Annotated in this window: 12 protein-coding genes; 2 read left to right on the top strand and 10 right to left on the bottom strand. The window is 71.3% G+C overall.

What is annotated here, in order from left to right; all coding sequences use genetic code 11:
• Both DW297_RS15245 and DW297_RS15240 read left to right on the top strand, forming a co-directional pair.
• A partial coding sequence (locus DW297_RS15245; protein ID WP_446724378.1) for a putative F420-0 ABC transporter permease subunit occupies positions 1-1,035 on the top strand: 1,035 nt, incomplete at its 5' end.
• 79 nt (positions 1,036-1,114) lie between these two features.
• Positions 1,115-1,921, top strand: a complete 807-nt coding sequence (locus DW297_RS15240; RefSeq protein ID WP_205828310.1) for an ABC transporter ATP-binding protein — start codon at positions 1,115-1,117, stop codon at positions 1,919-1,921.
• Between the two features lie 18 nt (positions 1,922-1,939).
• Here DW297_RS15240 and DW297_RS15235 read toward each other — a convergent pair whose 3' ends face one another.
• The 10 genes from DW297_RS15235 to DW297_RS15195 form a co-directional block, all read right to left on the bottom strand.
• Positions 1,940-2,410: an aromatic ring-opening dioxygenase LigA gene (locus DW297_RS15235; RefSeq protein ID WP_136033914.1), complete on the bottom strand. Its 471-nt coding sequence runs from the start codon at positions 2,408-2,410 to the stop codon at positions 1,940-1,942.
• Between the two features lie 36 nt (positions 2,411-2,446).
• Complete coding sequence (gene cofD, locus DW297_RS15230; protein ID WP_136033912.1) at positions 2,447-3,622, bottom strand: 2-phospho-L-lactate transferase; 1,176 nt, start codon at positions 3,620-3,622, stop codon at positions 2,447-2,449.
• Complete coding sequence (gene cofC / locus DW297_RS15225) at positions 3,619-4,287, bottom strand: 2-phospho-L-lactate guanylyltransferase (RefSeq protein WP_136033911.1); 669 nt, start codon at positions 4,285-4,287, stop codon at positions 3,619-3,621. The genes cofD and cofC overlap by 4 nt, the downstream gene beginning before the upstream one ends.
• A 10-nt stretch (positions 4,288-4,297) precedes the next feature.
• The gene (fgd, locus tag DW297_RS15220) at positions 4,298-5,311 is read right to left on the bottom strand and encodes a glucose-6-phosphate dehydrogenase (coenzyme-F420) (protein WP_136033909.1); all 1,014 of its coding nucleotides are present in this window, start codon (positions 5,309-5,311) and stop codon (positions 4,298-4,300) included.
• Positions 5,308-6,108: a coenzyme F420-0:L-glutamate ligase gene (gene cofE / locus DW297_RS15215; protein WP_136033907.1), complete on the bottom strand. Its 801-nt coding sequence runs from the start codon at positions 6,106-6,108 to the stop codon at positions 5,308-5,310. The genes fgd and cofE overlap by 4 nt, the downstream gene beginning before the upstream one ends.
• Positions 6,105-7,097, bottom strand: coding sequence for a TIGR03557 family F420-dependent LLM class oxidoreductase (locus DW297_RS15210; protein ID WP_136033905.1), 993 nt, complete (start codon positions 7,095-7,097; stop codon positions 6,105-6,107). Before DW297_RS15210 ends, cofE begins: the two co-directional genes overlap by 4 nt.
• Before the next feature lie 184 nt (positions 7,098-7,281).
• Positions 7,282-7,443: a hypothetical protein gene (locus DW297_RS19005; RefSeq protein ID WP_168442879.1), complete on the bottom strand. Its 162-nt coding sequence runs from the start codon at positions 7,441-7,443 to the stop codon at positions 7,282-7,284.
• Positions 7,444-7,454: 11 nt separating this feature from the next.
• Positions 7,455-8,318 carry a hypothetical protein gene (locus tag DW297_RS15205; RefSeq protein ID WP_136033903.1) on the bottom strand — a complete coding sequence of 288 codons (864 nt, stop codon included), beginning with the start codon at positions 8,316-8,318 and terminating at the stop codon, positions 7,455-7,457.
• A gap of 314 nt (positions 8,319-8,632) precedes the next feature.
• Complete coding sequence (locus tag DW297_RS15200) at positions 8,633-10,495, bottom strand: ABC transporter permease (RefSeq protein WP_136033901.1); 1,863 nt, start codon at positions 10,493-10,495, stop codon at positions 8,633-8,635.
• Positions 10,496-10,497: 2 nt separating this feature from the next.
• Positions 10,498-11,658: an ABC transporter substrate-binding protein gene (locus DW297_RS15195; RefSeq protein ID WP_136033899.1), complete on the bottom strand. Its 1,161-nt coding sequence runs from the start codon at positions 11,656-11,658 to the stop codon at positions 10,498-10,500.
• Positions 11,659-11,686 lie beyond the last annotated feature (28 nt).

Here is an 11,686-nt window from a genome sequence, read left to right as displayed (position 1 = left end):
GCCGCGGTCGTCCGCCCGGCACGGCGACGGGGGCGCACGGCATCGGCGACCGCGGTGCTGCTGCTCGCGCTCGCGGGGTCGGTCGTGGCCGCGGTCGCCATCGGTCCCGCCGACATCACGCCGTCCGAGCTGCTGGCGAGCGCGTGGTCGCACCTGACCGGGGCCGCGAGCGGGCTGAGTCCGATCCGCGACGCGATCGTGTGGGAGGGACGGGTGCCCCGCGTGCTCACGGCCGCGGCGGTCGGTGGCGGCCTCGCGCTGTGCGGCGCGGTCATGCAGGCCCTCACCCGCAACCCCCTCGCCGACCCGTATCTGCTCGGCTTGTCGTCGGGAGCGTCCACCGGCGCCGTGATCGTGATCGTGCTCGGCGCCGCCGTGGCCCTGCCGTTCGCGGCGTTCGCCGGGGCACTGCTCGCCCTGGCGCTCACCCTCGGGCTGGCCAGGGCCGCCGGCGCCTCGTCCGCGACCGCGGTGGTGCTGGCCGGACTCGCCGTGTCGGCGGTGCTCGGCGCGCTGACCAGCCTCGTGATCTTCTGGAGCGCGACGACCGACAGCTACCGCGAGATCCTCAGCTGGCTGCTCGGCTCCCTCGGCGGCGCCGACTGGTCCTCGGTCGCGCTGGCCGGGACCGCCGCGCTCGTGTGCGCCGTGCCGCTGCTGGCGGCCGCCCGCCCGCTCGACAGCCTCGTGCTCGGCGACACGGCCGCCGAGGCGCTCGGCCTGCCGGTCACCCGGCTGCGCGTGCTGCTGTTCGTCTGCACGGCACTGCTCACCGGGGCCCTGGTCGCCGTGAGCGGATCGATCGGCTTCGTCGGGCTGATCCTGCCCCACGCGGTGCGGGCGGTCGTCGGCTCACGGCACCGGGTGCTGCTGCCGGTGTCGTTCCTGGCGGGGGCCGTGTTCCTCATCTGGGCCGACACGATCGCCCGCACCGTGTTCGATCCACGCGAGCTGCCGGTCGGCATCGTCACGGCGCTGATCGGCGGGCCCGTGTTCGCCGCCCTGATGCTGCGCATGCGGAAGGCCAGGGCATGAGCGGGGCGACTGGTGGGCTGAGCGCGCCGAGCGCCGGACCCGCATCCGCTCCGCGTCAGCGCCCACGGACGGCACGCTCGTGAGCCCGGCGACCGACGGCCTCGACGCGCGGCGGCTCCGGTTCGGCCACGGCGACCGGGCGATCCTCGACGACCTGTCCCTCACGGCGCCCGGCGGTGCGGTCACGGCGCTTCTCGGCCCCAACGGCTCCGGCAAGAGCACGCTGCTGCGCCTGATCGCCGGCACCCTCCGCGGCGAGGTGGAGGCTCTCGCGCTCGACGGGGTGTCGCTGCCCGACCTGCGCCGCCGCGCCCGTGCGCAACGCGTGGCCCTGGTCGAGCAGGAGTGGTCGGCGGCCGAGGGGCTGACCGGACGCGACATCGTGGCGCTCGGGCTGCTGCCCCACCGCGGATGGCTGTCCTTCGACGGCGAGGAGGGCGACGCCGCGGCCGTGCACGACGCCCTCGTCCGCGCGGGGGCCCTCGCCGTCGCCGACCGCGACGCCGCGACGCTCTCCGGCGGCGAGCGCCAGCGCGTGAACCTCGCCAGGGCGCTCGCCCAGCGCCCGTCGCTGCTGCTGTGCGACGAGCCGACCAATCACCTCGACATCCGCGCCCAGCTCGACGCGCTCGCACTGCTCCGTCACCTCGCCGACGACGGCATGACCGTGCTCGCCGCACTGCACGACCTCAACCACGCCGCCGCCTTCGCCGACCGCATCGTGGTGATCGCGGACGGACGGGTTCAGGCCGCGGGAACCCCGGGCGACGTGCTGACGCGGGAGCTCATCGCCCGCGTCTGGCAGGTCGACGCGCAGGTGCTGTCCCGCGCGGGCAGCGGCCGCCCGCTGATCGTGTTCGACCCCGAGCCCGCCGTGCTGCGGTGACCCCGCGCGTGCGTGTGCTCAGGCGGAGCGCGGGCGGAGGACCGCCAGCGAGCGCAGGGCCCAGCCGAACAGGATCGACAGCACGCCGATGCCCATCGCGAACGCCGCGACGCCGAACGACACCACGGAGGTGAACAGGGACGCCCGCAGGAACGAGGCGTTCATCAGGGTGGCCCGCACCGGGTCGTCCATCGCGAGCTCCGCGTAGGTCTTGCCGTCGGACGCCTCGAGCGCGTGGTGCTGGATGATGTCGGCCTGCACGTAGGCGGTGAGCGGTCCGGCGACCGTCTGCCCCTGGAAGGCCATCGCGTCGTCGGGGATCGTGATGTTCTCCGCCCGCAGCTGCGACGACACCATGATCCAGACGACGATGCCGGCGACGATCAGCACGATGCCGCCGACGATGCCCAGCACGCCGACGACCTTCACGATCCGTCTCCTGCCGTCGTCGGGGTGACGGACTTCGGTGGTCTCGGTCGCTTCGCTCATGGCCGCTCTCCTCGCCTCGGGGACTGCGCCTCCAGGCTAGGGCCGGGGCCGCTGCGCCTCTCGCGGCACGGCCGGAAATAAGCCGGGTGATTCCCCGAGTGCCTCCCCGAGAGCGGCCGCGGCGAGGGCGGCGGCGGTGTCGAGGTCGCGCATCCACAGCGGGTGCACGGGCGCGGGCAGCCCCCGCGCCTCGAGGTCGGGCGCGAGAGGGGCGTCTTCCTCGGCGATCAGCCACGCGTCGAGCAGGCCACCCGTGGCGCGGGGGCCGTAGTGCCGTCCGACCGCATCGGCCGTGGGGGGAAGGCCGACCGCGGCCAGGCACGCATCGGCCATGCCTCGCACGGGGGATCCCGCGATGATCGGCGACACCCCCACCACCCGACCGGAGGCCGCCCGCACGGCCGCGGCGAGCCCGGGCACGGCCAGGATGGGCCCGAGCGACACCACGGGGTTCGACGGGGCGAAGAGCACGGCGTCGGCCGCGGCGATGGCCTCGGCCACGCCCGGCGCCGGGATCGCGCGCTCGATCCGCGGGTTGTCGAAGCGCTGCGCGGGGACGGTCGCCCGGTGGCGCGTCCACCACTCCTGGAAGTGCATGCGCCCGAGGGCCGTGTCCACGTGCGTGTCGACCTCGGTGTCGGTCATCGGCAGCAGCGCGACCCCGAGCGGCCAGCGCGACGCGAGCCGCGCGACGACCTCGGTCACGGTCGCGCCCTCGTGCAGCCACCCGGTGCGGGCGATGTGCGTGCCGAGGTCGAGGTCGCCGAGCGTGAACCACGGCCACCCGGCACCCCAGGCGTGCAGCTCGGCGGCGGTGCGTTCGGATTCGCCCGCCCGGCCCCAGCCCCGCGCGGTGTCGTTGACCCCGGCGAGTGCGTAGACCATCGAGTCGACGTCGGGCTGGAGTCGCAGGCCGCTCAGCCACAGGTCGTCGCCGGTGTTCGCGATCACGGTGATCCGGGCGCGCGTGCCCCCGGCGCCGTCCGGCCAGCATCGCCGTGCGGCCTCGCGCACCCCCACCGTGAACTTCGCGCCGCCGACGCCCCCGGCGAGCACGACGATCCGCGGGGCGGCCTCGGGCCCGGGTTCGACGTCGGTCGAGGCGGCCGCTCCGGCGAGCGTGGCCCCGCGCGCCGACGGGGTCGCAGACGAGACGGGCTCAGCCCGCCCGGCACCGACGCCGGACGGGACGGGGTCCTCCGGCCCGGTCATGATGCCAGCACGAGACGTGGGGCGAGGAGCGCCGCCGTGCGCGGACCGAGACCGCACCGTCGGGCGGCTCGGAGGTGATCGGCGTGGTCGAGGTCGCGGCGCAGCCCGCTCAGCACGGGGAACCCCACCTCGGCGAACCCGGCAGCGCGGTGCGCGGCGGCCGAGTCGTCGCCGAAGCAGGGCCGCAGCGGTACGTCGGCGCGGGCGGTCGCGAGCACGGTGCCGGTGCCCTCCGCGTCGGGCACGAAGGCCCGCGGGTGCGCCGCGGCGTAGTCGAGCGCCCGGGTGAGCTCGTCGGGCAGCAGGGCCGGGAGGTCGCCGAGCAGCACGGCCCGCGGGAGCCGCGTCGACGCCGCAGACACCCCCTGCGCGATCGCCGCGGTCAGCCCCTCGACGCGGTCGCGCACGATCCGCACGCGGGGCACCGGGAGCAGGGCGGCCGCGGTGACCTCGTCGCTCGTGACCACCACGACCTCCGCGACCCGCGGGCACAGCGCGGCGGCCTCGACCGTGTCGAGCGCGATCGCCCTGGCGAGCGGCTCGCGGTCGACGCCCGGGAGCCGCAGTCGCGTCTTCCCGAATTCCGCCCGCTTCACCGGGATCACGACCACCCACTCCGGCGCCGGGGCGTGCGGTGACGCCCCGACACGCAGACCGCCCGTCATGGCCGCGCCCTCACCCGCGCAGCCGCGGCGCGATGTCGCGCTCGAACAGCTGCAGGAACCGGCGCTGATCGTGACCGGGCGCGTGGAAGACGAGGTGGTTGAAGCCCCAGTCGATGTACTGCTGGATCTCGGCGGCGACGGCGTCGGGGTCGTTGCCGACGATCCACCGCTTGGCGATGGCCTCCAGGGGCAGCGCGTCGGCGGCCTTCTCCATCTCGACGGGGTCGGTGATGTCGTGCTTCTGCTCCTTCGACAGCGACAGCGGCGACCAGAACCGGGTGTTCTCCAGCGCCGCCTCCCTGGTCTCCTCGTACGACAGCTTGATCTCGATCATGCGGTCGTACGTGTCGAAGGAGCGCTCGGACTGCTCCAGGCCCTCCTTCACGGCGGGCAGCAGCTGGTCGACGTAGAGCTCCTGGCCCTTGCCCGACGTGCAGATGAAGCCGTCGCCCGCGCGGCCGGCGTAGCGGGCGACCATCGGGCCGCCCGCGGCGATGTAGATGGGGATGCCGCCCTCGGGCCGGTCGTAGATGGAGGCGTCGTGCGTGGAGTAGTACTCGCCGTCGAAGCTCACGCGGTCGCCCGACCACAGCGCCCGCATGAGCCGCACCGACTCGCGCAGGCGGGCGTAGCGCTCCTTGAACTCGGGCCAGTCCTGCTCACCGGCGCCGCGGAAGCCGGTGGCGATCTCGTTGAGCGCCTCGCCGGAGCCGACCCCCAGGATCACCCGGTCGGGGTACAGGCAGCCGAGGCTCGCGAACGCCTGGGCGAGCACCGCCGGGTTGTAGCGGAAGGTGGGGGTGAGCACGGAGGTGCCGATGCGGATGCTCGACGTGCGCTCGCCGACAGCCGCCATCCAGGTGAGCGAGAACGGCGCGTGACCGCCGGTGTGCCGCCAGGGTTGGAAGTGGTCGCTCGCGAACACGGACTGCATGCCGTGCGCCTCGGCCGCGACCGAGATCTCGACCAGCTCGCGCGGGTCGAACTGTTCGGCGCTGGCCTTGTATCCGAGGGTCAGTGTCATGTCGCATCCTTCTGTTCGGGTGGGGAGAGTTCGGCGCGCGCGGCCGCATAGCCGTCGCGGTAGCCCTGGTCGAGCGCCTCGGCGGTGCCCAGCCAGAAGAGGTCGCGGTCGGCGCCGCGCACGATGCTCGACGCGCCGGGCAGGTCGAGCGGACCCACGAGGTCGCCGCGGCCGCGCACGACGGCGACCGGGTTCCCGCTGGCCTTGCCCTTGACGAGGTCGGCGGCGGCGGCGAGCTCGTCTGCGACGCACGGGGTCGTGACGCTGAGCACCTTGCCCGCCTGGTCGGTGGTGCCGCGGAGGTCGGCGACCATGTGCACGCCGCCGCCGCCGATCGCGACGTCGGTCTGTCCTTCGCGCCAGGGCCGCCCGAGGGTGTCGCTGAGGAGCACACCGACCTCGGCCCCGGTCGCGGCACGCAGCCCCGCGGCGAGCGCGCGGGCGGAGCGGTCGGGGTCTTCGGGCAGCAGCAGCACCCAGCCGTCGGGGGTGTTGCTGGCGTCGACTCCGGCCGCCGCGGCGACCATGCCGAGGCGGTTCTCGACGATCCGCATGGTGTGGCCGTCGTGGGTGCGGGAGGCGACGAGGCGCACGGTCTCCGCGGTGATCGCGGCCTCCCGGTCGGCGGCCTGCACGTAGCGTCCCTCCGCCTTGGACACGATCTTCGAGGTGACGACGAGGATGTCGCCGTGCAGCAGTTCCACGCCCGTGGCGAGGATGAACCCGACCAGGTCGTCGCCCGGGCGCACCTCGCCCATGCCGGGGAGGGCGAACACGTGCAGGCCGGGGGCGATCATGCGCGCACCTTCGGCAGCACGTCGCGCCCGAAGACCTCGAGCCACTCCCGCTGGTTCGGCCCCACGTTGTGCAGGTAGATGCGGGTGAAGCCGAGGTCGGCGTAGCGCTGGATCTGCGCGCGATGCACGTCGGGGTCGGCGGAGATCAGCATCGACGCGCGCATGTCGTCGGGAGTCACGCCGCGCACGAGCTGCTCGAAGTCGTAGGGCGAGCGCACGTCGCCTCGCCGCATGCGCAGCGCCGCGACGGGCCACTCGGCGTGGGCCTGGGCGAGCGCCTGCTCCTCCGTCGGCGCCCACGACAGCGGCAGCTGGAGCACGCGCGGCAGGGTGTCGGCGTCGCGCCCGGCCTCCCTCGCGCCCTCCGCGAAGCGTGCGAGCAGGGGGGCGAGGCGCTCGACCTCGGCCGCGACCGTGATGAGGCCGTCGGCGTTGCGGCCGGCGCGGCGCGCGGTGACGGGGCCCGCCGTGGCGACGAACACCGGGGGCGCGGTCGGGGGCATGGTCCACAGCCGGGTGGACTCCATGCGGAAGTGCTCGCCGCGGTGGCGGGTGTCGCGGCCCGCGAGCGAGGCGGTGAAGAGCTTGCGGATGATGTCGACGGCCTCGAACATGCGGTCGATGCGCTCGGCGGGCTCGGGCCAGTAGCCGCCCGTGATGTGCTCGTTCAGCGCGTCGCCGGAACCGACCCCGAGCCACGCGCGGCCGGGGTACAGGGTGGCCAGCGTGGCGGCGGCCTGCGCGACCACGGCCGGGTGCGTGCGGAACCCGGGGGTCGTGACGCCGGGACCCAGGTCGCCCGTGGTGTGCGCGCCGATCGCGCCGAGCATGGTCCACACGTGCGCGGAGGCCCGGTGTCGCGGGAGCCACGGCTGGAAGTGGTCCGTGGCCATGATGCCGCGGAACCCGTGGGCCTCGGCGGCGATGCAGTTCTCGATGACGGCGGAAGGCTGGACCTGCTCCAGCATCGCGGCGTACCCGATGTGCATGGCCCCTCCTCTCGCGTCGTCGCTGTCTCCATTGAATGGATACTGGATCCAAAAGTCAAGCGGCTAGCTGTGGGATTGAGATTTGTTGCTCCCGGGGTCGGCGCCATGCGTTTGGCGTCGAGCACAAAAGCGTGGGTGGCGTGCCTGAACACACCACCCACACCCTCGTCATTCGTTGACCGAACTACGGCCCCTCGTCCAACGCGCCTCCATTCGCACGATGCCGAGTTCGTCGCTGGATGAAACGAACAACGCCGCGCACGAGAATGAAGGCGACAGCGAGAATCGCCGCGACGACCAGCAAGCTGATGATCAGCCCCGACCAGCTGAAAAGTGACGCGTCCATCTTCGTACTCCTTACGGCAGCGCAAACGACCCGGAGGCGGTGTACACGTAAGACCGACAATCCATCTGCATGTACGCTACTGCGCCCGTCGCTCTTCCGTTCCGGGAGAACGACCAACTACTCGCCCCGCTTGGTGAGGTGGCGCTGTAAGACTTCGAGTAGATCAGTCCGACAAACGGCCAAGCAGCCACCGCCCCGAATGCATCTGCCTTCACCGAACTCGTGATCTTGGTCAGCGCTTTGCCACCCGTGCGCTTGGTCGTCCACGAAACGCCCCAGTTGGCATCCACGAGATTGATACCACCAGTAATGCGGCCACTAGCGTTCGCTGTGGCGCCAGCCCCCGATCTTGTCACGTTGAACGATTGATTGAGGTTGTACAACGCAGCGGGGACGATGCGGGCTTCGGCACCGCCGTATGCCGCAGCCTCGATCGCGGGTGAACTGGCACTTGCGGGAGGCTCCGCGTCTATCAAGTACGCGCGCATGAACTCAAGGTCCTCAGCGCTCAGTGGCTGTCCCACTGAATAGTGGTCGGCTAGTGCGTCTTTTCGTTCCTCAACTTCCGCCCTCGACAACGCCGTGTTCTCGTCGAACGTCACGTCGGTCTGGTCGATAGGAGTCGTGTTCTCCTCATAGGCTTCGGCGGCTTCACCCGTCAGAGTCGAGGCCTCACCGCCGACTGATACGGCCTCTATGCCGCTCGAGGCCTCGGACGTCAGAGTCCCGTTGAGGGTCGAAGCCGGCCGGGCCGAAGCGGAGCCAGCGATGTAGCCCAGCGACCCGGTCGCGAGCAGGCTCACCGCCACACACGCGCCAAGCGCAATCCGCCGATTCTGATGTACACGCACAGTTTCTCCATCCATCGCGCTCACCGTGAGCAGCCGACCCGCCGCAGCTCAAGCTATGACGCGCATTCGAACCTGTCTGTCCGCCGTTCGGGGGACTCGGCTTCAGGAGAGGCTGACGCCACAGAGAGTTCCCCGTCAAACCGCAGGAGCTCGTCGATGCAGGCTCAGCAGTATTCCGGCACTAAGCACGAACTCGATGCCCGGAAGGCCGGGCCGATACGCGGCCGCGGTACTCGACCCGTCCTCTTTCGGAGTCACGCCCTCCGCCATCCGAGGAGGGCGGCAAGACCGATCGTCCAGGAGACAGCCGACGCGACCGACCCGCCTATACCGCCCACTCAGCGGCGACGGGACTGCACGGCGAGGGTCACGGTGGCGGAATCGGCGGGGGCGGGTGCGGCGGCGGCGAGGTCGGGGAGACCGGCGGCGACGGTCTTGCGGGTGCGGCCGATCGCTCGGCGCGACAGCGCCCACTGCAGGCCGTAGCCGATCGCGAACACCATGAGGGTGAAGATCAGTGCCATCGCGGCACCCTGATCGGGTGCGTAGAGCTGCGCGGACCGCGGGTTGATCATGGCGTAGATGTACATCGACAGCGGACGAGACGACGGCGTCGCCAGGAACGCCGGCAGCGTGAACTCGTTCGTGCCGAGGATGAACATCTGGATCCACACGGCCATCACGGTCGGCATCAGCAGCGGCGCGATGATGCGGCGGAACCCCTGGAACCTGCTGGCCCCGCTGGTGAGCGCCGCCTCCTCCAGCTCGGGCCTGATCTGCAGCGTCGCGCTGTACGACGAGCGGTACGCGATCGACACCCGGTACGAGTAGGCGATCACGAGCGCGAACAGCGTCCCGGCGAGCGGGATGTAGGGATTCAGCACCATGAAGGTGAGGAACATCGCGAAGCCGGCGATGGTCGCGGGGATCGCGACCGACGACGACGCGAACAGGTCGAGCGCCTTCACCCACCCGGTCTTCTTGCTGCGGGCGATGCCGTACGCGAGCACGGTCGCGAAGACCACCGCGATCGTGGCGCTGCCGCCCGCGATGAGCACCGTGCGCCCGAGCGACACCCAGAACTCGGAGTCGGCGAGCACCACCCCGAACGCCCCGAAGTCGGTGCGGCTCAGCATCGCGTCGATCGAGAACGCCACCGGGTACGGGGTGATCGCGGCCCACAGCAGCGCGAGCAGCGGCAGCACCGCGGTCAGCAGCACGAACACGGCCACCAGCACCATGACCGGGATCTTCCACGGCCCCATCCGCATGGTCGACGGCCGGAAGCCCTTGCCCGACACGGAGGCGCGGCGCTCTGCGTTCCTGGTCGCCCGCAGGTACACCGCGAACGCGATCGTGGTGATCACCAGGAACACCAGGCCCCACGCGGCGGCGAGGCCGTACTGCGGCAGCTCCCCCGCCTTCGAGCTGATCAGCGTCCACAGCTTCAGGGCGAAGATGCTGCGCCCCGACTCCTGGCCGAACAGCAGCGGCACCTCCAGGCTGCCGAGGCCGAGGATGAACGTCAGCACCGTGACCCCGAGCAGCCCGGGCCACAGCATCGGCAGCGTCACCCGCCGCAGGGTCTGCGGCCATGACGCGCCCGACACCCGCGCCGACTCCTCGAGCGACCCGTCCATGTTCGTCAGGATCGGCACGATCATCAGGTACGGGAAGGTCACGTTGGTGAGCGCCTGGATGACGATCATCGTCGGGAACGCATACGGGTCGATCGGCACGTCGCTCGCGAACGGCAGCAGCCGCAGCAGCTGGTTCAGCACACCCGACTCGGGCGACAGCATCAGCAGATACGCCTGCGCCTTCACGATCGGCGGGATGATGTACGGCACGATCACGAGCACCGAGATGAGCCGGCGCCACGGGGCGTCGGTGCGGACGGTGACCCAGGCCAGGCCGAACGCCATCAGCAGCGTGAGCAGGGTCGAGCCGCCGACGAAGGCCCCGGTCGCGCCGAGCACGCCCCAGAAGTCCTCGCGCAGCTGCCACAGGGTGACGAAGTTCTCGACGCCCCACTGGGCGGACGAGACCCCGAAGGGCAGGAACGGACCACGGAACGCGGTGATCACCTGAACGATCAGCGGCACCGCGAGCAGGAGGAAGATGACGATCCCGGAGACGACCATCGCGATCGTCATCGAGGTGGGACGCCGGCGTCCCGTGGTCCGTCGTGCCTGGAACATGGTTATCCGTTCAGCGCCTTGTCGGCCGCGTTGATCATGGCCTGCCAGTCGTCGCGGGTGTCTTGCGTCTCGGTCTCGGCACCGCTGTCGAGGCCGAGCAGCAGCGCATCGGCGTTCGTCTTCATGAGGCCCGTGGCCTCGCCGAAGGTCACGGCGGGGAGCCCGGCGAACGGCACCTGCGTGCTGGCGAAACGCTCGTCGGTCATGCGCAGGTGGATCCAGTCGGGGTCGAACGCGTTCCAGAGGGTCCACAGCGCGGCGCCCGGCTTGTTCTTCGCGTCGGAGTTGACGCCCGAGAACTGCGCCCACACCCCGGAGTGCTCGAACGGCGCCACCTGCAGCGACGGGTTCGGGTTGAACAGGGTCTGGTTGAGCGCGACCGGCACGTCTCCGCTCGACAGCGGGGCGCCCTGGTCTTCGAGCAGCTTCATGGTGCCGGACGACATCAGCTCGTCGATCAGGTCGAGCATCGCGTCTTCGCCCTCGGCCATGCCGTAGCCCGCGAAGACCACCGCGTTGTAGCCGGCGACCGACACCTTGCCGGTGTACTCGGGGGCGAGCAGGCCGTCGAGCGACGCCGGGACCTCCGCGATCTTGTCGGTGTTGTACTGCAGCAGCGACCCGTTGATGCTGTCGGGCATGAGCTCGGGGGCACCGAGGGTGAGGTACTCCTCCGGCACGCCGAAGCTCTGCCAGTCGACCTTCTCCCAGAAGCCCTCGTCGTACATCGCGGCCATCGAGGTGATCGAGCCGGAGACGACGTCGGTGTTGCGCGACCCGGTGGCCTTGGCCGAGATGATCGCCGACGACAGGTTGTAGGTGAGGCCCCGCGTCTCGACCTTGATGTCGGGGAAGCGCTCGTTGAACTGGGCGATCACGTCGGGCGACAGCTCGTACCAGTCCCAGATGACCAGGGTGCCGCCGTCCTCCTCCTTCGCCTGCTCGTAGAGGGCGTCGAGCTGCTTGTCGATCTCGGGCCAGTAGTCGTCGTAGAAGTTCTCGCAGCGCGTGATTGCTCCGACGTCGACCGCGTCGCACGTGGCCGCGGCGGCGTCGCCCTTCAGCGAGCTCTCGCCGTCGCCCGCCTCGGCCTGCGTGCCGCAGCCGCTCAGGGCGAGTGCGACGACCGCCGCTCCGGCGACGGCTCCCAGTGTTCTCTTCATGATCCGAATGTCCTCTCTGACATCAGGT

Source organism: Microbacterium sp. PF5 (genome assembly GCF_004794315.1).
Lineage (GTDB): Bacteria > Actinomycetota > Actinomycetes > Actinomycetales > Microbacteriaceae > Microbacterium > Microbacterium sufflavum.
This window is presented reverse-complemented; position numbering and strand designations above follow the sequence as displayed.